The organism is Streptomyces sp. NPDC048584 (assembly GCF_043199595.1).
Taxonomy (GTDB): domain Bacteria; phylum Actinomycetota; class Actinomycetes; order Streptomycetales; family Streptomycetaceae; genus Streptomyces; species Streptomyces edwardsiae.
This window is the reverse complement of sequence record NZ_JBICWF010000001.1, coordinates 625,256-647,127: the sequence shown is the minus strand read 5'-3', so window position 1 is coordinate 647,127 and position 21,872 is coordinate 625,256. Positions and strand designations below refer to the sequence as shown.

At 72.2% G+C, this 21,872-nt stretch carries 22 protein-coding genes; 7 read left to right on the top strand and 15 right to left on the bottom strand.

The features are described from left to right. Window positions 1-24 precede the first annotated feature (24 nt). The 3 genes from ACGFR9_RS02750 to ACGFR9_RS02740 all read right to left on the bottom strand — a co-directional run bounded on the left by ACGFR9_RS02750 (window position 25) and on the right by ACGFR9_RS02740 (window position 4,845). Complete coding sequence (locus tag ACGFR9_RS02750; protein WP_393202237.1) at window positions 25-1,302, bottom strand: hypothetical protein; 1,278 nt, start codon at window positions 1,300-1,302, stop codon at window positions 25-27. Window positions 1,303-1,500: 198 nt separating this feature from the next. Further along, window positions 1,501-2,775 (bottom strand): GAF domain-containing protein, encoded by a 1,275-nt coding sequence (locus tag ACGFR9_RS02745; RefSeq protein ID WP_393202762.1) that lies wholly within the window; start codon window positions 2,773-2,775, stop codon window positions 1,501-1,503. Between the two features lie 435 nt (window positions 2,776-3,210). After that, entirely contained in the window at window positions 3,211-4,845 is a 1,635-nt protein-coding gene (locus tag ACGFR9_RS02740; RefSeq protein ID WP_393202235.1) for an acyl-CoA dehydrogenase family protein, read from the bottom strand. 90 nt (window positions 4,846-4,935) lie between these two features. Here ACGFR9_RS02740 and ACGFR9_RS02735 point away from each other — a divergent pair, with 90 nt between their 5' ends. Next, window positions 4,936-6,075, top strand: a complete 1,140-nt coding sequence (locus tag ACGFR9_RS02735) for a YihY/virulence factor BrkB family protein (RefSeq protein WP_393202233.1) — start codon at window positions 4,936-4,938, stop codon at window positions 6,073-6,075. A 118-nt stretch (window positions 6,076-6,193) separates the two neighbouring features. Next, the gene (locus ACGFR9_RS02730) at window positions 6,194-6,880 is read left to right on the top strand and encodes a helix-turn-helix domain-containing protein (RefSeq protein ID WP_393202231.1); all 687 of its coding nucleotides are present in this window, start codon (window positions 6,194-6,196) and stop codon (window positions 6,878-6,880) included. On the opposite strand, the gene ACGFR9_RS02725 is transcribed toward ACGFR9_RS02730, so the two are convergent. Then, complete coding sequence (locus tag ACGFR9_RS02725) at window positions 6,863-7,264, bottom strand: VOC family protein (protein ID WP_393202229.1); 402 nt, start codon at window positions 7,262-7,264, stop codon at window positions 6,863-6,865. The two genes, ACGFR9_RS02730 and ACGFR9_RS02725, sit on opposite strands and share 18 nt — an antisense overlap. A gap of 23 nt (window positions 7,265-7,287) precedes the next feature. Beyond that, window positions 7,288-8,403 carry an NADAR family protein gene (locus tag ACGFR9_RS02720; protein ID WP_393202227.1) on the bottom strand — a complete coding sequence of 372 codons (1,116 nt, stop codon included), beginning with the start codon at window positions 8,401-8,403 and terminating at the stop codon, window positions 7,288-7,290. Window positions 8,404-8,475: 72 nt separating this feature from the next. Here ACGFR9_RS02720 and ACGFR9_RS02715 point away from each other — a divergent pair, with 72 nt between their 5' ends. Then, window positions 8,476-9,126, top strand: a complete 651-nt coding sequence (locus tag ACGFR9_RS02715; RefSeq protein ID WP_393202225.1) for a ThuA domain-containing protein — start codon at window positions 8,476-8,478, stop codon at window positions 9,124-9,126. Here ACGFR9_RS02715 and ACGFR9_RS02710 read toward each other — a convergent pair whose 3' ends face one another. The 3 genes from ACGFR9_RS02710 to ACGFR9_RS02700 all read right to left on the bottom strand — a co-directional run bounded on the left by ACGFR9_RS02710 (window position 9,127) and on the right by ACGFR9_RS02700 (window position 11,984). Next, complete coding sequence (locus ACGFR9_RS02710; protein ID WP_393202223.1) at window positions 9,127-10,032, bottom strand: transporter substrate-binding domain-containing protein; 906 nt, start codon at window positions 10,030-10,032, stop codon at window positions 9,127-9,129. Between the two features lie 11 nt (window positions 10,033-10,043). Further along, window positions 10,044-10,790, bottom strand: a complete 747-nt coding sequence (locus ACGFR9_RS02705; protein WP_393202221.1) for a hypothetical protein — start codon at window positions 10,788-10,790, stop codon at window positions 10,044-10,046. Between the two features lie 96 nt (window positions 10,791-10,886). After that, entirely contained in the window at window positions 10,887-11,984 is a 1,098-nt protein-coding gene (locus ACGFR9_RS02700; RefSeq protein WP_393202219.1) for a LacI family DNA-binding transcriptional regulator, read from the bottom strand. A 175-nt stretch (window positions 11,985-12,159) separates the two neighbouring features. Between ACGFR9_RS02700 and ACGFR9_RS02695 the strand changes: the two genes are divergently transcribed. Continuing rightward, complete coding sequence (locus ACGFR9_RS02695) at window positions 12,160-13,695, top strand: carboxylesterase/lipase family protein (RefSeq protein ID WP_393202217.1); 1,536 nt, start codon at window positions 12,160-12,162, stop codon at window positions 13,693-13,695. Between the two features lie 221 nt (window positions 13,696-13,916). On the opposite strand, the gene ACGFR9_RS02690 is transcribed toward ACGFR9_RS02695, so the two are convergent. The 3 genes from ACGFR9_RS02690 to ACGFR9_RS02680 all read right to left on the bottom strand — a co-directional run bounded on the left by ACGFR9_RS02690 (window position 13,917) and on the right by ACGFR9_RS02680 (window position 16,775). Next, window positions 13,917-14,558 (bottom strand): DNA alkylation repair protein, encoded by a 642-nt coding sequence (locus tag ACGFR9_RS02690; protein ID WP_393202760.1) that lies wholly within the window; start codon window positions 14,556-14,558, stop codon window positions 13,917-13,919. Window positions 14,559-14,727: 169 nt separating this feature from the next. Beyond that, a complete protein-coding gene (locus ACGFR9_RS02685; RefSeq protein ID WP_393202215.1) occupies window positions 14,728-15,753 on the bottom strand; it encodes an MBL fold metallo-hydrolase in 1,026 nt (341 codons plus the stop codon). Between the two features lie 83 nt (window positions 15,754-15,836). Next, window positions 15,837-16,775: a serine hydrolase gene (locus tag ACGFR9_RS02680; RefSeq protein WP_393202213.1), complete on the bottom strand. Its 939-nt coding sequence runs from the start codon at window positions 16,773-16,775 to the stop codon at window positions 15,837-15,839. A 97-nt stretch (window positions 16,776-16,872) separates the two neighbouring features. Here ACGFR9_RS02680 and ACGFR9_RS02675 point away from each other — a divergent pair, with 97 nt between their 5' ends. Next, on the top strand, window positions 16,873-17,832 hold the full coding sequence (locus ACGFR9_RS02675; protein WP_393202211.1) for a LysR family transcriptional regulator: 960 nt from the start codon (window positions 16,873-16,875) through the stop codon (window positions 17,830-17,832). A gap of 219 nt (window positions 17,833-18,051) precedes the next feature. Beyond that, a complete protein-coding gene (locus ACGFR9_RS02670) occupies window positions 18,052-18,429 on the top strand; it encodes a hypothetical protein (protein ID WP_393202209.1) in 378 nt (125 codons plus the stop codon). Between the two features lie 12 nt (window positions 18,430-18,441). Here ACGFR9_RS02670 and ACGFR9_RS02665 read toward each other — a convergent pair whose 3' ends face one another. From ACGFR9_RS02665 to ACGFR9_RS02655, 3 genes are read right to left on the bottom strand one after another with little or no spacing between them, the layout of a single operon-like run. After that, window positions 18,442-19,269, bottom strand: a complete 828-nt coding sequence (locus ACGFR9_RS02665) for an MOSC domain-containing protein (protein WP_393202207.1) — start codon at window positions 19,267-19,269, stop codon at window positions 18,442-18,444. 11 nt (window positions 19,270-19,280) lie between these two features. After that, complete coding sequence (locus ACGFR9_RS02660) at window positions 19,281-19,532, bottom strand: DUF397 domain-containing protein (protein WP_393202205.1); 252 nt, start codon at window positions 19,530-19,532, stop codon at window positions 19,281-19,283. Beyond that, complete coding sequence (locus tag ACGFR9_RS02655; protein ID WP_393202203.1) at window positions 19,513-20,430, bottom strand: helix-turn-helix domain-containing protein; 918 nt, start codon at window positions 20,428-20,430, stop codon at window positions 19,513-19,515. Before ACGFR9_RS02655 ends, ACGFR9_RS02660 begins: the two co-directional genes overlap by 20 nt. Before the next feature lie 107 nt (window positions 20,431-20,537). Between ACGFR9_RS02655 and ACGFR9_RS02650 the strand changes: the two genes are divergently transcribed. After that, window positions 20,538-20,981, top strand: a complete 444-nt coding sequence (locus ACGFR9_RS02650) for an ATP-binding protein (RefSeq protein WP_393202201.1) — start codon at window positions 20,538-20,540, stop codon at window positions 20,979-20,981. Here the strand turns inward: ACGFR9_RS02650 and mmuM are convergent. Continuing rightward, on the bottom strand, window positions 20,863-21,777 hold the full coding sequence (gene mmuM, locus ACGFR9_RS02645; protein ID WP_393202199.1) for a homocysteine S-methyltransferase: 915 nt from the start codon (window positions 21,775-21,777) through the stop codon (window positions 20,863-20,865). The two genes, ACGFR9_RS02650 and mmuM, sit on opposite strands and share 119 nt — an antisense overlap. Window positions 21,778-21,872: the final 95 nt, after the last annotated feature.

Sequence of the window (21,872 nt, the reverse complement as noted above, 5' to 3'; positions counted from 1 at the left end):
TACGAGCTTCTGTCGAACGCCTGTCTACCGGTCGAGGGACCGGTCCACCGAGACGAGCGGCAGCGTGAACAGCATCCGGCCGGACTGGGACCACACCTCGCCGGTCTCCCGCCAGTACGACATCGCGGCCGGCGGTCCGCTCCAGCAGCGGTGCGTCTCGTCCGCGCCGCACCGGGTGGGACGGGCACCGTCCGAGTCCTGCCGCCACAGCGTGCCGCGCTCCTCCGGCGTCCCGGTCATCCGGCCCAGATACCAGCCCGACCCGTACGACAGTACGCCGCGCACCCCGGTCAGCTCCGTCTCGTACACCCCGACCGGATCGGTGTCGAGCAGTCCCGCCCGCTGCGGCTCGCCGGTGAAGTCGTACCGCCACAGCCGGGTCGGCCCGTTCTCGTCCGCGGGCATCGCCTCGTACGCGACCAGGCTGTGGGGCGCGGTGCTGCGGTCCAGGGAGATCCCGCCGGGCCGGGGCGCCCCCGCCCCGTTCGTCCGGTAGGAGGCGACGGCCGGCAGTACGTACTTCGCCGCACCGGCCGCCGACCAGCCGCCGGGCACCCGGCCGACCTTCGTCCCGTCCGCCGTCACCCGCTGGAACCGGTCCACGTCGTACACATACAGCGCGCTGTCGTCCGCCGGACCGGCGGTGACCAGCAGCTTGTCCTGGTACCAGACCATGCCGGACACAGTGGAGCCGAGACCGCGGTAGTCACGGCCGCCGTCCACCGGAACGGCCAGCAGGGCCCATGTGTAGCGGAGGTCGTCCGGATCGGCGGCGTCCACGAAGGCGACGCGGGCGAGCCCGTCCTCGGCCGGAGTGCCGGTGCTGCGGCTCCAGCCCGAGAGGACCACCCGGTTCTCGCCCCAGCGGCCGTCGTCGTCCGCGTCCCCGGACGTGGTGACCGCGCCGGACCGCCAGCCGTCGGTGTCCGCGCCGGGCCAGCAGTAGGCGTGCGTCGCGGCGGGTTCGACCGGCAGGGCCCGCCGGTCGTCGTCCGTACAGTCCTCCGCCCCGCCGAGTGAACCGTCGGGATCGGCGAGCAGGGAGGCGACCCCCACCGGTTTGCCCATTCCCTTGGACAGCCGGTCGAGCGCGTCGCCCGGCACCGGGTGCTCGGTCAGCCGCAGCGGCGCGGTCGCGGTGGACGCGGTGAGCGGCTTCAGCGCCCCCGGGTCGTCGGCGTCGGTGGCCTGGGAGGCGCTGATCATGGTGGCCGCCGCCGTCAGCGCGAGGGCGGTTCCGGCCAGCGTGGCCCGCAGCGCCCTGCCCCGCCTGCGCCGGCGGTGTCTGCCGCGATGCTTCATGATGCCCTCCCGAGACGAGTCAACTGCGTCCGTTGGTCCGAGCGTTGACCGTGGAGCAGTTGGGGTGACCCGTACCCGGATGCTACGGCAGCCGACCCGCCCTGAAGAGGAAGACCCTGCAAATATGCGAAACAGCGACCTCCGGAGCGTGCCTCCGGGTACGTCTGTACGACTCCGGGCGGCCTTGACGGACGCCGGTCAGCAGCCCCGTACCGGCTGCCGCCGGGGACGCAGGAACGGTGCCGTGGAGTACGGGAACAGGTCGTGGGGGTCGTCCGGAAGCAGGAGTTCCACTTCGGCGGTCTCCGTGAACCGGTAGGGGCGGTGATCCAGGAGTGCGCCCAGATAGCGGCGTACGCGGGACAGTTCCGCGCGGACCGTCACCGTACGGGCCGGGTCGCCGAACACGTCCCCGGCCAGGTCCGCGGCGCTGCGCCCCGCGCGGTGCACGGCCAGCAGATACAGCAACTCGGCGTGCCGGGGGCTCAGTTCCCTGGTCCAGGAGCCCGCCCCGCCGGACGCCGTCACCGACCAGCGGCGGGACGCCCTGAGGTCCAGCCCGATCCGGGTCGCGGCACGTGTCACCGGCCCGTCGGCCGCCCGCACCAGCCAGCCCCCGGCCAGCGGCTCCAGCGAGCAGCGGCCCAGCGCCGGCAGCCACCGCATCCCCGCCGACACCGACGCGGGCAGCGTCAGCCGCTCCGTGTACGGCATCCCGGTCACCGCCGCCGTCCACCCCTGCCGGTCCACCACCAGCGCCCGCCCGCCGGTCCTGGCCAGCACCGGCGCCGCCACCGCGCGCAGCCGCTCCAGGGACCGTACGTGCGTCTCCCGCAGCCGCGCCTCGGCGAGCTTGGCCACCGAGTCGACCCACGCCAGTGTGGCCGGGTGCATCGTCTCCAGCGGGCCGCTCACATCGACCACGCCGATCAGCCGCCCGTCCCGCGGATCCCTGATCGGCGCCCCGGCGCACGTCCACGCGGCGTGCGACCGTACGAAGTGCTCGGCCGCGAACACCTGTACGGGCCGGCCCGTCACCGCCGGGGTGCCCACCCCGTTGGTGCCGACCACCTCCTCACGCCAGTCGGCGCCGACCTCGAAGCCGATGCCGTCGGCCTTGCGCAGCACCGGTGCGCTGCCCTCCCGCCACAGCAGCCGGCCGTCCTCGTCGGCCACCACCATGATGTGGTGGGCGACGTCCGCGACGGACAGCAGGCCCTCGCGCAGTATCGGCAGCACATGCCGCAGCGCCGACGACTCGCGTCGCCGCTGCACCTCCTCGTGGGTGAGCAGTCCGCTGCGGACGCCGTGGTCCGGGTCCACGCCGCCTCGCAGCATCCGCTGCCAGGACTGACCGATCACCGGGCGGGGCGCCACCGGGGTGCGCTGCCCGGCGAGCGCGGCGGAGCGGACCTCGTCGAGCACCCGCGCCGCGCGCGTGGTGTCCACGGCGGTCAGATGCGGCACGTCCATCGGCGAGAGCGCCACCGGTCCTCCCGGGAGAAAGCTGTCGGAGCCATACTGCCGTCTGCCCACGGCGTTGGGGCTCAGTACGGGGCGGTGCCGGGAAGTTGCAACCCCTTGCAACTCTGGATCGGTGCGGGCGGGTGTTTGAAGATTGAGTTACGCGGGGGTGGTGCCGTGTCGGCGCAGCACCACCCCCGCGGTTTGTTTTTTGGGGCGCGGTGCGGGGTGCGGCTTTGGGTGCGTCGGCGGCTGCCGGCCGTCGGTGGCTGGTCGCGCAGTTCCCCGCGCCCCTGATGAGGGGGTGGGTGTGGGCCTGTGTTGGAGGGCTCGCCCCCTCCTCTGCCACCGTGCGCGGTTCCCCGCGCCCCTGCGGGGGTGGGTGTGGCCGTGTGTGGGAGGGGTCGGCCCTTCCTTTGCCGCCGTGCGCGGTTTCTTGTGTACCTAGGCGGTCGGGTGGGCTCTGGTGACCAGGGACTTCAGGTTCAGGGTGTGGGGGAGGGTGCCGAAGGTCGTGCCCGCGTCGGGGGAGAGGCGGGAGGCACAGAAGGTGTCGGCCACCTCGGGTGGGGCGTGGCGGACCAGTAGGGAGGCCTGGAGGATCAGGGTCAGGCGTTCGGCCAGGCGGCGGGCCCGGCCCTCCACGGCGTCCAGGTCGGCCAGGTCCGTCAGGAGGTTCTTGATCGCCGCGTCCAGGCGGTGATCCGCGCCGCGCGCCCGGCCGACCTCCCGGAGATAGGCGTCCAGGGCCGCCGGCTCCCGGCGCAGGGCCCGGAGCACATCCAGCGCCTGGACGTTTCCCGCGCCCTCCCAGATGGAGTTCAGCGGGGACTCCCGTACCAGCCGGGGCATCCCCGACTCCTCGACGTACCCGTTGCCGCCCAGGCACTCCGCCGCCTCCACCGCGAGCGGGGCGCACCGCTTGGTCACCCAGTACTTCGCCGCCGGCACGGCGATCCGCAGCAGCGCCCGCTCGCCCTCGCCGCCGTCGTCGTACGCCGCCGCCAGCCGCAGTGCCAGCGTGGTGGCCGCCTCCGACTCGAGCGCCAGATCGGCCAGTACGTTCCGCATCAGCGGCTTGTCGACGAGCTTCCCGCCGAACGCCTCCCGGTACGAGCTGTGGTGCACCGCCTGCGCCACGGCCTGCCGCATCAGCCCCGCCGAGCCCAGCACACAGTCCAGCCGGGTCGCCGCCACCATCCCGATGATGGCGGACACCCCGCGCCCTTCCTCCCCGACCCGGCGCGCCCACGTCCCGGCGAACTCGACCTCGGCGGAGGCGTTGGACCGGTTGCCCAGCTTGTCCTTGAGCCGCTGGATCAGGAACACGTTGCGCGTGCCGTCCTCCAGCACGCGCGGCACCAGGAAACACGTCAGGCCCCCGGGCGCCTGCGCCAGCACCAGGAAGGCGTCGGACATCGGCGCGGAGCAGAACCACTTGTGCCCGGTCAGCTCGTACGCGCCGTCCTCCGCCAGCGGCCGCGCCGCCGTCGTGTTCGCCCGTACGTCGCTGCCGCCCTGCTTCTCCGTCATGCCCATCCCGAACAGGGCACCGGGCTTCTGCCCGGCCGGCCGCAGCGCACGGTCGTAGACCATCGACGTCAGCCGGGGCTCCCACTCCGCGGCCAGCGCCGGATCGGTACGCAGCGCGGGGACCGCCGCGTGGGTCATCGACAGCGGACAGCAGTTGCCCGCCTCGACCTGCGTCCACACCAGGAACGCCGCCGCCCGCCGCACATGCCCGCCCGGCCGGTCCCAGGCCGCCGTCAGCCCCGCCGAGACGCCCTTGCCGAGCAGTCGGTGCCAGGACGGATGGAAGTCGACCTCGTCGATCCGGTGACCGTAGCGGTCGTGGGTGCGCAGCGCCGGGGGATTCCCGTTGGCCAGCACCCCCCACTCCTGCACCTGCGCGGACCCGGCGGTCAGACCCAGCCCCGAGAGTTCGGAGAGGCCCTCGTCCAGCACGTCCGGGTCCAGATGCCGCTCGACCGCCTCCACCAGAACCCGGTCGGCGCGGAAGACGTCGTACTGCACCAGTGGGGGAGCCTGATTGGTCACGGTGTGCGTGGTGCCTGCCATGTCCACGAACGTACCCCGCCGTACGCCGGCCTCACCCGTCGATCCGGCCTGTGGGTGAGTGCCACCTGCTACGACGGATACCTTTAGGTCGTGCAGCCAGCAAGTGAATCCCCCGACGAGCCCTCCGGCCGCCTCCACCGCGCCCGGGCCCTGTACCGGAACGTCTCCAAGCGCAGGACCGCCTGGCTGCTGCTGAAAGACACCGTCAACTCGTGCATGGAGTACCGCATCCTGGGTCTGGCGGCCGAGGCGGCGTTCTTCACGCTGCTGTCGGTGCCCCCGCTGCTGCTCAGCATGATCGGCCTGCTCGGCTACGTCGACGCCTGGACCGGCGCCGACACCATCCAGAGCCTGCAGCGCAACCTCCTGGACGCCTCGCAGACGGTGCTGTCCGACCGGGGCGTGACGGAGATCGCGGAGCCGATCCTGCGGGACGTCACCAAAGGGGGCAGACCCGATGTGATCTCCCTCGGCTTCCTGATCGCCGTGTGGTCGGGCTCCCGCGCGGTGAACGTCTTCATCGAGACCATCACCGTCATGTACGGCCTCGACGGCGTCCGGGGCATCGTCAAGACGCGGCTGCTGGCGTTCCTGCTGTTCATCGTGGCGCTGGTGATCGGCTCGATCGCGCTGCCGCTGATGGTGGCGGGGCCGGACGCGGTGGTCCGGGTGGTGCCGTGGTCGACGACGCTCGTGCAGATTCTGTACTGGCCGGTCGTGATCGTGCTGTCGGTCGCGTTCCTGACGACGCTGTACCACGTGTCAGTGCCGGTGCGGTCGCCGTGGATCGAGGACGTTCCCGGTGCGCTGGTGGCGCTCGCGATGTGGGTGCTGGGCAGTTTCCTCCTGCGGCTGTATCTGACGAACACGGTCGAGGGGCCGACGATCTACGGCTCGCTCGCGGCGCCGGTCGCCGTGCTGCTGTGGATCGGTGTGTCGGCGTTCGCCGTGCTGGTGGGGGCGGCGGTGAACGCGGCGATCGACCGGGTGTGGCCGGCCGCTGCGACGGCTGCGGCGCGGGAGGCGAACGAGCGCTTGCGGCAGGCGCAGGTGGCGGAGTACGTGGCCCGCACCTCCGCGGCCGGTGAGGCCGATCCCGATATGCCGTCGGAGTTTCCGGAACGGTGGTCCCGCTTCCTCCCTCCGGAGGACGTCACGGCACGCCTGCGCACCCACACGAAGTCCCCGCACCCGCGGAACGGGGAGGGGCCGAAGGAGGAGGGGAAGTAAGTCAGCCTCTCCGGCGTTTGAGGAGCGGGGGCCCGGGGGCAGCGCCACCGGGGGACGGGGACGGGGACGGGAAGGGGCGGCGGGGGCGAATGAACACCCCCCGACGTACCCTGGCCCCGTGTACACCGAGCGGCCCTCACGACTGCCGGGCGCGGTCGTATGGACCAACACCCCCGCCGACGGCGGCAGCACCCGCGTACTCCCGGACGGCTGCATGGACCTCCTATGGACCGAAGGTCACCTCCTGGTGGCCGGCCCCGACACCCACGCCCACCTCACCGAAGCCACCCCCCGTACATGGGCCGGCATCCGCTTCCACCCCGGCACCGCCCCCGCCCTCCTCGGCATCCCCGCCCACGAACTACGCGACCGCCGGGTCCCCCTGGCCGACCTCTGGCCACAGACGGCCGTACGCCACCTCACCGCCCGGGTGAGCGCCGCACACGACCCCGCCCAAGCCCTGGAGAACCTCGCCCTGCACCGAGCGGCGGAAACACCCCCACCCGACCCCCTGCTCGCCCATCTCGTGGCAGCCCTCGACGCGGGCCGCCCCGTCGCGGTGACCGCCGACGACCTCAACCTCAGCCCCCGCCAACTCCACCGCCGCTCCCTCACCGCCTTCGGCTACGGCCCCAAGACACTCGCCCGTATCCTCCGCATGCGCCGCGCCCTCACCCTCGCCCGCGCGGGCGTCCCGTTCGCGGAAACGGCCACCAGGACCGGCTACGCGGACCAGGCCCACCTTTCCCGCGACATCCGGGACCTGACGGGCCTGCCCCTGACCGCCCTACTGACCAGCGGCTAGCGGCGCGAACAGATCCACCCCGTTCCCGTCCGGGTCCAGGAGCACCGCATACCGCTGTCCCCACACCGCGTCCCACGGCTTGAGCTCGAACCCGCTCCCCGCGCCGGTCAGCTCCGCGAACAGCGAGTCGACCTCCCCGGGGCTGTCACACCGCAGCGCCAGTGACGTCCGGCCCCCGCCCGACGGCGGTTCCCAGGACGGGTGGAAGGACCGGACCACCTCCTCCGTGTCGAGCAACAGCCGCAGCCCGCCCGGCAGTTCGGCTTCCACGTGTCCTTCCGTCTCGGCCCCTTCCGGGATGGCGAACCCGAGTCGCCGGTAGAACCGGACAGCGGCGGTCATGTCGGAGACGACCAGCCCGATGGCATCGAATCGTGCACTCATACGGCCACCGTAGGGCCGGGCCCCTACGCCGGTCTTGAAGGAATCGGACACGCGAGCTCGGACCGGACCAGCTCGAGCAGCCGGCCGGTCCAGTTGCGGCCCCGGCCACCGCGGTCGCCCCAGAACGCCGAGTCGGAGTCGTCGTAGACGATCGTCGCGTCCCCGGTGTCGAGCAGGGCCCGGGCCGGCGACGGATGCCGGGTGAACTTGGCGCGCAGCAGCGACGCCATGACGGCGGTCCGCCGTCGCTCCCAGTCCTCGCTCCGCTCGGCGCCTGCGGCCAGGTTCCGGGCATGGAACGTGTTGTCGGCGCCCGCGATCTCCTCCCGCAGCGCGGGGTCGGCGACGGAGAGCGCCCAGTAGGCGTGGGCGACGGTCGGGTAGGTGACGCCGTCGGCCTCGACGGGCGCCGGGTACTCGTTGCGCAGTGCCCGCGTGCCCGGATCGTCGGACGGCTTGAGCGGGTAGCTCTCGTAGAGGTGGATCGCGGGGGCGACGCCGGTCGCCGGACCGTCGGCCGGGACGCGCGAAGGCGCCTTCGCCCTCCACTCGGCCCGCTCCTCGAAGTAGGAGAGCGCCCAGTCGTAGTCCTCCTGCGTGATCTCCTCGTCCGGACGGCGGTCGGCGGCCCCGCCGGGACCGGTCACCAGGACCTGCAACGGCCAGTCCTTGTGGTCCATGTCGCCCAGCGCGTAGTGCCGCTGGGTCTCGGGAATGGCGAAGTACGCCTCGCGGGCCGTCTCCCGGTTCTCCTCGGTGCGGTCGGCCAGGAACACGTCGACCGCCGCGAGACAGCGGTCCGTGGAGTCCGGACGCCTGTTGAGCTGGTCGATCGTGTCCCGTATCTCGGCGACCAGGAACTCGGGGGTGAGCCAGGTCCGCGGTTCGGTGAACTTCCACTGGGCCAGTGCGAAGGCGGACGCCCGTGCGCCGTCCGGGAGTTCGGTCGCGACCCAGCCGCTGCGCAGCTTCTCCTCGAACTCCTCCAGGGTGACCAGTCCCCAGCAGTCGATGAGCCCGTCCGCGTAGATGAACAGGTCGGTGAGGTGGTAGTCGCCGTTGCGGATGAAGGCGTGCCGCCAGGTTCCGGGGACGCGTATGCCGTCCGCCATGCGAGAGGTGATCCGGTTGCCGATCATCCGTACATTCTGGAGGACCGGCCCGCCTGCCCGGCATCGGGTTTCCGGCGCCCGCCGCATAGGCTCGGCCCCATGTCCGCTACCGCGCTTCTCGTGTACACCCGCACCACCGCCTACCGCCACGACTCCATCCCCGCCGCGGTCGCCGCCCTGCGTACCCTCGGTGACTTCACCGTCGACGCCACCGAGGACCCGGCCGCCTTCGAGGCACCGCTCGACGCGTACGCCGGCGTCGTCTTCCTCTCCACCAGCGGCGAGGTCCTCACCCCGGCGGGACGGGAACGGCTCGCGGCGTACGTCGAGTCGGGCGGCGGATTCGTGGGCGTACACGCGGCCGCCTGCACCGAGTACGACTGGCCGTACTACGGCGAACTCCTCGGCGCCCGCTTCGACAAGCACCCCGCCTTCCAGCCGGGCCGCGTCCTGACCGAGGACCACGATCACCCGGCGACCGGACACCTGCCCGCCGTCTGGGAGTTCACCGACGAGTGGTACGACTTCCGCACCAACCCACGTGCGTCGGTACGGGTGTTGGTCTCCGTCGACGAGACGTCGTACGAGGGCGGCGGCATGGGCGCCGACCACCCGCTCGCCTGGTGCAGGGAGCAGGGCGAGGGCCGTGTCTTCTACACCGCCCTCGGCCATGCCGCCGAGGCCTACGACGACCCGGACTTCCGCGCCCATCTGCTCGGCGGCATCACCTGGGCCACCACCGTCCGTTGATCACTCCTTGCAGGAGGAGTACGTGTTCACGTCCTGCGGCTCGGGACGGAAGCGGTTCTCCCAGTCACCGGGGTAGGCGGCGACCAGGGCGGGCAGCTGGGCCTTCACATCGCTGGCCCACTCGTCGGTGATGTAGCGGCGCAGGGCGTCCCGCAGCTTGTCGCAGTCGCCCCGGCGGCCCTCCGGCAGCGCGATGCCGTACCGGTTGATGCTGCCGAACGACACGTCGGGCACGACCTTGACGGGCGTGGGGCTGTTCTTCTGCTGTTCCACATAACCGTGGAGCAGCGCCTCATCGGTGAACACGGCGTCGACATCGCCCTGTTGGACCTTGCGCACACACGTCGAGTAGTCGCTCTCGGTGTGTCGGGTCGCGCCGCCGGGCAGTGCGGCACGGAGCGCCGTCGAGCCCTCGACCGTACAGATCACCTTGTCCCCGACGTCCTTCTCGGTCGTGATGCCGTCGTAGTCCGCGCGGACCAGGAACGCCTGCTTGGTGACGAAGTACGGTCCCACGAAGTCCACTTGCCTGTCCCGCGACGGGGTGATCGAGTAGGTGCCGATGACCAGCGCCGACGACTTCTCGACGAGCTCCTGCTCGCGTTTGGCGGACACCACGTCGTGCCATCTCGGAGTGAAGCCGAGCCGCTTGCCGAGATAGGCGGCCAGGTCCGGCTCGAAACCGCGGTCGGTGTGCTCGCTGTGCAGGTTGAACCCCGGCTGGTCGGTCTTGCCGCCGATGTAGACGGTGCCGGTGAGGGAGGACTCCTGGTCCGCCCCGTCCGCCGTCCACCCGCAGGCCGCGACGGTGAACAGCAGGGCGGCGGCCGCCGTGAGCCGCGCGCACCGGTGACCGGGGGAGCGGAGGGAGTGCGGGCGGCGCGGGGCGTGCGTCTTGGCTGTCACTGGCTCTTTTCCTAGTCATCCAGGTACGCGGAGGCGACGGACAGGTCCACTTCGCAGCCCTGCTCGGCGTCGAGCAGGACGGTCAGTTCGACCTCGGTCACCCCACGCCCCAGGGTGAAGGCGAACTCCGTGCCGGGGGCGCCCGTCCGCACCTGGTCCTTCCCGGCGCCGGCCGAGGAGGTCACGGTCAGCTCGGTGCCGGGCACGCACACCGGGGCGGCGGGGTCGTGCGGGGTGACGTCGAAGGTGATGGTGAGCCGGGGCTTCGGGTCGTCGGTGTGCAGGGAGGCGTGGACGGTGTCGTCGTGCACCAGGGGAGCGGCGGTGTCGAGCTCGACGCGGCTCGCCACATCCACGGGGCGGCTGTCCAGGAACGCCCAGGTGCCCCAGGCCGGCAGTCCCACGGCCAGGACGGCCAGCGGAATCACCATGAGGACGAACGGCGGCCACAGTGGTGCCTGCCCGTCGGGGCCCCGGCGTCCGATCAGCGGCAGCATCGCGGCGGCGAACGCCAGCAGAGCCGCGGCCGTCACCCCGACCAGAGTGGCGTCCCCGCCGAGCGTCAGCCAGACGGCACCCGCTCCGAGAACGGTCACGAGGTCGGCCAGCAGCAGGAAGGTGATCACCCACGCACCCGCGGCGGCGTCGCGGACCCGCAGCGCCGCACGCCGCGGCCACGAGGGACGAGGACCGTCGTCGCCCGGGGGATCGGCGCCCGTCGAGGGACTCACTGTGGCGCTCGACACGTCGTTGGTCACGCGCGCAGCTTAGGGGCGCACAAGGTGACATACCGGGGAGTGTCACCCGTGCGGTTGACTACCGTACGAACTGATCCTTAACGGCGCTTCGTTGTGCTATCGCACCTCCCCTGGAGGACGGGACACGTCCCGGGGCGGTGCCGTGCTGGCACGTGCCACGAGCCGGGTGGACAGCTCGGTGCGGGTGCTCTCCGGGCGGTGGCCGTCCATCATGCGCAGTAGCAGCCGCAGGGCCGTCGCCGCCATCTCGGAGAGCGGCTGGCGGACCGTGGTGAGGGCCGGGGTGAGCCAGCGGGCCTCGGGCAGATCGCCGAAGCCGACGACGCTCATGTCGTCCGGAACGCGCAACTTCCGCTCGGCCAGGGCCTCGTAGACACCGAGTGCCATCCGGTCCGAGCCGGCGAAGACGGCCGTGGGCGGCTCCGGCAGCTCTAGGAGTTCGCGCATCCGGCGGCCGGCCGCACTTTCACCGGCCCCGGCGTGCCGGACGTACTCCGGCCGGTGCCGTACGCCCGCCGCCGCCAGCGCCGACCGGTAGCCGGCGATCCGGGCGTCGGCGCACAGCGAGTGCCGGTGCCCGGCCACGACCGCGACGCGCTCGTGGCCGAGGGCCAGCAGATGCTCGGTCGCCGTCACCCCGCCCTGCCAGTTCGCCGCGCCCACCGAGACGACGCCCGCGGGCGGTTCGAGCACCGGGTCGATCATCACGAAGGGGATGCGGTGCTGCCGCAGCCAGGCGTACTGGGGATCGCTCAGCTCGGCGAGGTGGAACAGCACCCCCCACGACCCCCGCAGCACGAGCTTGTCCAGCCAGCCCCGCCCCGAGGCCTCCGGCCGGTCCCGCGTCAGGGCCGCCGAGACGACGAGCTCGAGCCCCGCGTCGTGCGCCGCGTCCTCCGCGCCGTGCAGCACCGAGCCCGCCCCGGAGGTCTCCAGCGAGCGCACGACGAGGTCCACCAGGCGCGGCGCCCTCCCGCCGTCGAACCGCGGTCTCCTGATGTAGCCGAGCCGGTCGAGTGCCTCGGTGACACGGCGGCGGGTCTCCGGGGCCACGTCCTCACGGCCGTTGACCACCTTGGACGCGGTCGGCACGGACACCCCCGCTTCCCGGGCCACCACCGCCAGCGTCGGCCCGGCCGTCACGCCGGCACTCCCCGCACTCCCCGCACTCCCCGCACTCCCCGCACGGACCATCGAGCACCCACCTCTCCGGATAGAAAGCGCTTCCTACTGTAGGTCCGGCACCCCTTCGCGGGAAGAACTCTCACGCGTACCCAGGAATACCGACGGGCTCCGTGGCGCTCTTGTGTCACCGGCGGGTCAGGCCGGTGCGTGACGCGGCGCGGCGCGGTGAAGGGCTGGTGGGCACATGACGGCAGACCGAGCGAACCCCCTGATCAGAACCCCGTACGGGGCGGTGCGCGGCCGCTGGGAACGAGAGGTGGCCGTCTTCCGGGGTATCCCCTACGCGGCACCCCCCTTCGGCGCGAACCGCTTCCGCCCACCGCTCCCGCCGACGCCCTGGGAGGGCGTACGCGAGGCCGCCGCGTTCGGCCCCACGGCCCCGAAGCCCCCGTACTCCGAGGCCTTCGCGCAGTACCTCGCCGACCCGGCCGTCCCCGGCGACGACTGTCTCAACCTCAACGTCTGGACCCCGGACCCCGCCCCCGGCGCCCGTCTCCCCGTCCTCGTGTGGCTGCACGGAGGCGCCCTGACCAGGGGTTCCTCGGGGGTCCCCGTCTACGACGGCAGCACCTTCGCCCGTGACGGCGTGGTGTTCGTGTCCGTGAACTACCGTCTCGGCGTCGAGGGCTACGGCCTCTTCCCGGACGCCCCCGCCAACCCCGGCCTGCGCGACCAGCTCGCCGCGCTCCGCTGGGTCCACGAGTCGATCGGGGCCTTCGGCGGCGACCCGGACCGCGTCACCCTCGGCGGCCAGTCCGCGGGAGCGATCAGCGCGGGCGCGCTCGTCGCCGCCCCGCAGACGCGGGGACTGGTCCGGCGGGCGGTCCTGCAGAGCGGCGCGCCGGAGACCACCGACCGCGACAAGGTACGGCGCGTGGTGCGCCGTATGGCGGGCCGGCTGAGGATCCCCGCAACCGCCGAGGCGTTCGCCGCCGCCGACCGTGACCAACTCCTGCGCGTCCAGGCCGATATCGGGCGCCTCAGCAGCCCGATCCTCGGCGGTCCGGCGTTCGGCGTCGTCGTCGACGGTGATCTGGTCCCGCGCGACCCGCTGGACGCCCTGATCGACGGCGCGGCCCCCGGCGTCGACCTGCTGACCGGCTGGACCCGCGACGAGTACCGCCTCTGGCTCGTCCCCGGCGGCCTGGTCGAACGCGTCGACCGCCTCGGCGCGGTCGCCCTCGCCGGCGCGATGGCCCGCTGCCGCTGCGGCAGCGAAGTCCCGCGCGGATACCGTGCGTTGAACCCCGACGCCGGCACCGCCGAACTCGTCGGCCAGCTCGTCACCGACCACCTGCTCCGCAATCCGCTGCACCGCCTCGCCGACGGCCGCCGGGACCCGTCGTACGTCTACGAGTTCGCCTGGCCCTCCCGCCGCCCCGGCATGGGCGCCTGCCACGCGCTGGAACTCGGCTTCGTCTTCGACAGCGGCGACGAGCCCGACGCCCGCAAACTCGCGGGCGAGGGCGCCCCGCAGGACCTGGCCGACGCGATGCACGGAGCGTGGGTACGCTTCGTCACCGACGGCGCGCCGGGCTGGGACCGCTGGGGCCCCCACCACCCGGTGCAGATCTACGGCGACGGAGCCCCGCACGTCGAACTCGGCCCCCGGGACCGGGAACTGGCGTTGTGGACCACACCCACCGCCTCGGACACGGCCCCCGAACTCCGCTCGGTGGTAGGCCGCTTGCGCCGCGGCGGCGCACTGCGCCGGCACTGAGCGCCAGGTCCTGTCGTCACATTCCCGGCGTCCGCCCGTGGGGCGGGCCGGCCGCGCGGCGTCAGGTGCGTGTTCCGGAGGTCCCCCCGGCCGAAGGCTGGGGCAGTGCCTCGTACCGGATGCTCAGGGCCCGGTGCGGCGAGTCGGGGCACCCCGCGCCCTTGAGGCAGCGGGGGAGCGCGCATGGCGTCGCGCGGCAGGCGGGAATGTGACGACAGGGCCTAGGAGTTCTGCCGGCTCACCATCTCGTTGATCCAGACGGGTGCGAACGGGGACGTGCAGCCGGGGGAGGTCGGATAGTCCTTGAGGACCTCCAGCCGCTCGCCGATGCCGAGCGCGCGGGCACGGAGTTCGGGGTGCTCGATCCCGATCTGGGCGAGGCAGTGGTTCATCGCCCACTGCAGCCGGTCCGGGGCGCCCTTCATCCCGGCCTCGATGATGTCGAGCAGCCGCTCCAGGTCGAGCCCTTCGGGCCGCTTGGCGACCCGTTCGGTGGTCAGCGCCCACCCGGCACTCGCGACCACCGGATCCGGATCGGCGAACCAGGCCGTGCGCAGCTCCTCCGCGTGCGGGCTCTTCTTCACCACGTAGCCGACGAGCCAGTCGTGCACCTTGGGAGTGCGCGCCTCGCGCAGCATGGCGTCCAGCTCGTCGCGTTCGAAGGCCTTCGGCCGGCAGATCAGCAGCGCGAGCAGCCTGGCCGCGCCGTCGCCCGTCCGCCACAGCTCGCCCGCCAGCTCCTGCTGCGTCTTGAGCCGCTTCGCGATCGCGCGCAGTTTGCCGAGGTTCACACCGTGATCGTCACCGTGCTTCTCGTTCACCGCGCGGATCCTCGGGTCCTCCAGCGCGGCCAGCTCGGCCATCACCTCGGCCGCCGTCGTCGTGGCCACCACGGCCTCCCTTCGCTCACCTGAGGCCCCAGCGTAGACACCCCGCGGGTGGGCCGCTCCCAGAGCTCAGGCTCGGTCCTTCGGACCGCACGAGAACGGACCCGGCCGGGCCCAAGGCTCCGTACGGCCCGGCCGGGTTCGCCTACCGGTTCGTGGGCCGCATGGCGCCGTCGTACACGGTGCGGTAGTCCGGGACGACGATCCGTGACGCCGGAGACGCCTTCCGGACCTGGGTGAGGAAGGCGTCGAGGTCCATCGCCGGGTCGATGACCGGGGACCCCTTCAACGGCAGCTCGAAGTTGTCCCAGTGGACGGGGACGACCACATCGGGAGCGTCCAGGGCGCTCAGCAGCCGGGACACGTAGTCGTGGGTGGTGCTGGTGGCGGTGGGTACGGCGACCATCGCGAGGTCGGGGCGCAGTCCCCGCACGGCCCGCTCGGAGAAGTCGCTGGCCCCCATCAGGAACGCCGACGGGCCGTGCTTTCCGGCCGTGACCCGGAAGGCCAGGGTGTCGCCCTCGGGAAGGTCCGAGATGGTGCTGGGAACCTTCGCCGGCGGGGCGTTCAGCGTGCCCGGGGCGAAGTAGGCGCACTTCTTGTTACGGCTGTGCAGACTGGGTACGACCTCGACGGTGAGCGCGCCGATGTCGAGTACCTCGCCGCCCTTCACCACGGAGATCTGTCCCGAGTCGACTCCGAGGGCGACCAGCAGGTGATACGTGGTCTCGGTGCCGATGACGCGGGCGCCGGTGGTCTTGGCGATGTACGGCACGTCACCGAGGTGGTCCCAGTGGGAGTGGCTCACCAGCACCACTTCGGGACGGCCGATGTGCGCGTCCACGACGACGGGATCCGTTTTCAGCTCGGTCTCCGAGTCGAGGCCGTCGTCGAACAGGCCGGTCCGGAAGCGGGTGAGGTAGGGGTCGAAGAGCACGGTGTGGCCGTCCACGTCGATGCGCCAGCCCGCGGTGCCGAGCCAGCGGAACGAGACGGAAGGAGTGGTCCCGCCGCGGCCGGTGCTCGCGGACGCGGTGGCGGCCGTGGCGGCCGTGGCCGGGATCAGCGGGGACGCCGCGCCGAGCGCGGCGCCCCGCAGCACCGTACGGCGGCCGAACCGGCGGCCGGAGGAGACGTCTGGTCCGCCCGAGGCGTGTGTGTCGTGGGTCATGGCGTCAGCAGATCAAGGGGCGAAGTCCCGTGTCCAAGACCGGAGTCGGGCACGTCCGATACGCGAACGCATATGTGCCCCGGTCAGCGGCCGTCGCCGTGGAGGAAGGCGGCCGCCATTCCGGCGGCCCGGCCGATCGCGGCGTCCACCGTGGCACGGGAGGCGGTCAGATCGTGCGTGCGCGCGAACACGGCGATCGCGTAGCGCTCGCCGTCCGGGTAACGGGCGACGCCCGCCTCCATATGAAGCCCGGGCAGGGTGCCGGTCTTGGCCGCGACCGCGACGTCGTCCGGGAAACCCGACACCAGCCGGTGGCGGAAGACCTGCCTGCCCATCAGATCGCGCACGAGCGCACAGGCTTCCGGCGGACCGGCGGCATCGGTCCAGACGAGTCGGAGCAGCCGGGTGATCTCGCGGGGCGTACTGGCCGTGGTGTGGTGGGGGTCCAGCACCGCCAGCGCTCTCTTCCTCTCGTCGGGCAGGGCCGGGTAGCGCTCGGCGAACTCCCTCTCGTCGCGTGCCCCGACCTCCGCGAGCATCGAATCCAGCAGCTCCCGGGGGCCGCCCACGACGCGTGTCCGGTCCAGGCCGAGTTCCTTCGCGAGCAGTCCCACGGTGTCCAGGCCGACCCGGCCCAGCAGCAGATCGGCAGCCGAGTTGTCGCTGACCGACATCGCGAAGTACGCCAGATCGCGCAGCGACAGCTCGACATCGTCCAGGCAGCCGGCGGTGCCCCAGCCGCCGAGCCGGTCGGCCGAGGTCACCCGCACCCGCTCCCGCGGATCGAGCTGGCCGGCCACGACCTGGCGGGCGAACTCCAGCACCAGCAGTATCTTGAAGATCGAGGCGATGACGACGGCGTCGTCGGCGCCCACGGCGACTTCACGGGCCTCCCGCCCGCCGTCGGTCCCGCCGGCGGGCGACATGTCCGCCCGGACGGGAACAGCGTGCAACTGCCCCCTGGCGCCCGCCTCGGCGAAGACCTGCCTGATCCGGTCCTCGGTCGCTGTTCGCGTGCTCATCGCTGCTCATTCCCGGGTATCGACGTTCCCCGTCATCGGCCGACCGGTCCATCCATCTCAAGGCCGCTTCGGCATAGGATCATTGATTGTGGATCTCTTGCGCCACCTGCGTTTCTTCGTCACCGTCGCCGACGAGCTGCACTTCAGCCGGGCCGCCGGGCGACTGGGCATGGCCCAGCCACCGCTCAGCCAGGCGATCCGCCGGCTGGAGAGGGAACTCGGCACCGAACTCTTCGACCGCTCGCAGCGGGGCGTCCGGCTCAGCGCCGCCGGTGCGGCGCTGCTGGAAGAGGCCCACGAGCTCCTCGCCCGGGAGAAGAGGCTGCGCACCCTGGCCCGTCGCGCCGCCGACGGCGGCCTCGGCGTGCTGCGCGCGGGCGTGCCGCCCGACACCACGGCCGCCGTACTGTCCGCGCTGCTCTCCACATGCGCGGAACACGCCCCGGAGCTCTCCGTCGACCTCCAGGAGGTCACCACCGCGGAGCAACTGCGGCTGCTGGCCTCCGGCGGCCTGGACGTCGGACTGGTGCACCACCCCGTCGACGCCACCGAACTACGGCTCGGCCCCGACGTCTCACTGGACCTGGGTGTCGTCCTCCCCCGCACCTCACCACTGGCCCGGCTGCCGGAGGTGACGCTCGGCGACCTCTCCGGCCACGACCTGGTGCTCTTCCCTCGCGCACACGCACCCGGCTGGCACGACCGCATCCTCGACGCGTGCCGCGCGGAAGGCTTCGTCCCCGGCCGCCTCCGCCACGCCTCCAACTCCGAGTTCCTGCTCGCCCTTGTGACGGCAGGACACGGAGTCGCCTTCGATCAGGGACCGGCGGCCCGCAAGGAACCCCGCGTCGCCTGGCGCCCTTTGGCGGGCCGCCCTCTCACCCTGCGCATCGGCGGTGCCTGGCCCACCGGCCGCGGTGCCCACCCGGCCGCCCGCCGCTTCGCCGAACTCGCCGCCGACGTCCTGGCCCGCCACCACACCGCCACCTCACGGCGCGCGGACACCACCCACCCACCCGACGACACCCCGCGTCCGTGGTCGGTGGTGTACGGCTGAACCCGCGCACCGACGTCGGGAGGATCGACATCCGGCTCCGCGGCCGGTGAGGGAGGTGGTTCACTGGGTCGGTTCCCGGCCGCCCAGGCCGCCGGCCCGTACGCCTATGCCGAAGGACTCCGTTCGATGACTGCCCCCGCACCCATACCGCCTCCTCCCGCCACCCCGCCGGTGCCTTCCGCCGGAGGCCGTGTCCGTTCCCGGTGGATCGTGCCGTCGGTGGCCGCCGTCGTCGCCGCCGGTGCGGGTATCGGCGTGGGCTGGCTGCTGTGGTCCGGCCCGGACAGCGCGGCCTCCGGGACCGGCCTCGACGACGCGGCGGCCGACGCGGCGGGCGCGTGCCAGGTATGGGAAAGGGTCCCGGCGCTGGACAAGGTGTACGGCGACGACGACAAGGTCTCCGAGGCCTACTGGAACCGCGTCGGCGGCGCCTCGGCCCTGGCCCACTCCGCGGCTGTAGTCGACGACCGCTACGAGGCTTTGGACAAGGCGATGCTGAAGGCCATGCGACTGCTGCAGACCTTCAAGGTGAAGGGCGCCGAGGCGGTCGCCGCCCACGACAAGGTGAGCACCCTCTGCGCCAAGCTGGACGACTGAGGAAAGCTTTCCCTACAGCTCGGACCGACCCCACGAGGTGACAGTCACGGTGTCCCCCACGGCCAGCCTGCCGGCGCGGACCACGGCGTACTTCGTCCCGAAGGCGACACCGCCCTCGGCGGCCCTCCGGTATCCGGCGAGGGTACGCAACGGCTCAGGGCCGGCCTTCGCCCCGGTCCCCTGGTCGACCATGGTGACGGCACAGCGGATGGCGAGCTTGGCGTAGCCCAGCTCGGTGTCGCCGACGCGGATGCGGTGGGCGCGGTCCTCGGTGTGGGGCTCCTCCCAGCCGTCGATCACGATGTTGGGCCGGAAGCGGTCCATCGGCAGCGGGGAGAGGCCGCGCCCGGCCAGCTCGCGGTTGAGCAGATCGAGCGAGGCCCTTGAGAGCACGTGCAGGGCGCAACTGTCGGCGTAGGCGGAGGTGCCGGGCGTCCGGCCGCCGGTCACCCGGTCATGCTCGGGCGGCACCCGCACCAGCCGACTGGGCGCACGGAGCACCTCGGACAACCACCCGGCGACGGCGTCCCCCTGATCAATGCCTTGGTGCACGTTCCCGAACATCGCCACCTTCCGCCGGGCGGAGACGGTGTCGATCCGCAGCTCCAACGCCTCGGCGCCGGGCGCACGAAGGGTGAGCCGCGCCCCACCGTCCCCGACCCAGGGCCGCACCGACGCCAGCCGGGGATCCCGCCGCTGTGTCCGCCCCGCCCCGTCCTCACCGACGACCATGAACACCCGGTCGTACGCGAGCCCGGCAGGCGTGAGCATCACCTCACGAGCGGATGTCCCGGCACACCCCTTGACCGGGTAGTACGTCAGCTCGACAACGCCGGCCACCGCGGCGTTTGTCAGCGCTCCGCCTTCGGCCGTACGGGGAGGAAGGCGGCCCACGCCTTCGGGGTGACGGTGAGGTGGGGGGCGTTCGGGGTCTTGGAGTCGCGGATGTGGATGGCGGTGGGGTGGGGGGCCATCTCTACGCAGTTGCCGCCATCGCTGCCGCTGTACGTCGACTTGCGCCAGGTGTAGGCGACTTCGAGGCACTGGCCGCCTTCACTGCCGCTGTAGCTCGACTTGAACCATTCAAGTTCGGTGCCGCTCATGCTTCTCCCCGAGACGGTCCAGTAGGGCCCTCGTGTCCTCGGTGTTGAGGGCCTGGGTCCGCAGCATCGCATACTTCTGGGTCAGGATCCCCACCCCATCGGGATCGGCGATGAGTTGGCTGCCGCGCTGGGTTTCCATGTACGCGAGCCGCTGGTAGTCGGGGGTTTCCAGGAGGACGAAGGGTCCGTCGAGCCCTGCGTGCGAGGTGCGCCCGAGTGGCAGCACTTGCAGGGTGATGCCAGGTACGTCCGCGCACTCGCGAAGTTTGCGCACTTGATCGAGGTAAACCTCCTTTCCGCCGAGGCGATCCCTCAGTGCGGCCTCCCAGATGACGAAGCTGGTGGTGGGTGGTGTCTTGCCGTGGAGGATCTCCTGACGCTGCATGCGCGTAGCGACGAGTTGCTCGATCTCGCCCTCGTCGTACACCGGCACGCGACTGTGAAAGACCGCCCGCGCGTAGTCCTCCGTCTGGAGCTGCCCTGGTACGGCCAAGCTGTCGTAGACGGAGATCGCGATCGCCTCCCGCTCCCGGTCCAGATACTCCTCCGCCCACAACGGAATCAGATCCACCTCCGGCATCCTGCTCAGCGCGACCGACAACGCGCCCTTCGTGCAGAGGAGTTCGTCGAGTTGTTCGGCGAGGTCCGGTTTCAGGGGGCGTCTGCCCTGTTCGATCGACGCGATCTGCTGCTCGCTGATGACGAACCGTTCGCCCAGTGAGCGTTGCGTGTGGCCGGCCGACTGGCGGTAGAGGGCGAGCAGCGCGCCCACCATCTTCATCGCCGAGGCGTTTCTCCGTGTGGTGGTGACCATGAGGCCGTACTCCCCGTTCGTGCCCATGCGTTCGCTGTCGCGCAGGCGTACAGCCGAGGCGTACGGGAGCGCGGACTGTTCCATGATGGGTACGGAGCGTGACTCTCGTACCGTGAAACAAGAAACTTCACCCGCGTCCCAGAACCAGAAGCCTCCCACGTGAGCGGTTCTTCCATCGTGAACGCCGGTCCGTGCCGGGCGCGCGGGCGTTCGCGCGGCGGGCGCTGGAGGACTGGGACGTGCACGAGCGCACCGACGATGTGCTGCTGTGCGTCAGTGAACTGGCGACCAACGCGCTGCTGCACGGCGTCCCGACCGGCCGGGGCTTTCTGCTGAGGCTGCTGCCGTATGCGGAGAGTGTGCGGGTCGAGGTGCACGACAGCGGGGGCGGCACGCCCGCCGTACCGGATCACGAGCCGGACGAGAGCGGGCGCGGGCTGCTGCTCGTGGGCGCGCTCGCGGACATGTGGGGCGTAGGAGAGCGGGCCCCCGGGAAAGTCGTGTGGTGCGAGTTCGCTATCGCGCCGCCCGTAGCGCCGACGCCACCGACGCGATCGCGTCCGGGCCCACCCGGCAGCACCCCCCGATCAGTCGCGCCCCCGACGCACGCCAGCCCCTCACCCGCCCGGCGCTGAACGTCGGCCGGCCCGTCCACGCCCTCGCCCCCGCGTCCCAGGTCTCACCGCTGTTGGGGTAGACCACGACCGGCTTGCCGGTGACGCGGGCGGCGAGGGCGACGGCGTGGTCGGCGTCGTCCGGGGTGCAGCAGTTGACGCCGACCGCGATCACCTCGTCCGCCCGTGCCGCCAGGGCGAAGGCCTCCTCCAGCGGCTGGCCGGCGCGGGTGCGGTCGCCGGACGCCGAGTACGACAGCCACGCCGGTACGCCCAGGCCGCGCACCGCGCGCAGCAGGGCCTCCGCCTCGTCCGTGTCGGGGATCGTCTCCAGGGCCAGGACGTCCGGAGCGGCGGCCGCCAGCACCTCCATGCGTGGGCGGTGGAAGTGTTCCAGTTCCCGCACGGTCAGCCCGTACCGGCCCCGGTACTCCGAGCCGTCCGCGAGCATCGCGCCGTACGGGCCAGCCGATGCCGCCACCCAGAGGGGACGGGAAGCACCGATCCGCCGGATCGCGGAACGCGCGCACTCCACGCTCAGCGCCAGCAGCCCCGCCGCCTCCTCCCGGCCGATGCCGCGCCGCGCGAACCCCTCGAACGTCGCCTGGTAGCTCGCCGTGATCGCCACGTCCGCGCCCGCCTCGAAATAGGCGAGGTGCGCCGCCGTCACCGCCTCCGGGTCCTCGGCGAGCAGCCGCGCCGACCACAGTTCGTCACCGAGGTCGTAGCCGGCCGACGCGAGCTGGTTGGACATGCCTCCGTCGAGTACGACCGTGCCGTCCGCGAGCGCCTCGGCGAGGGCGGGAGTACTGCTCATACCGGCGACGCTAGCCGAGCGGCCCGGCACAGCGCGCCCTCCGGTCCCCGTGCTGGGATGCTGGGAGGGGGCACAGCCGAACAGGGCGGTGAGCG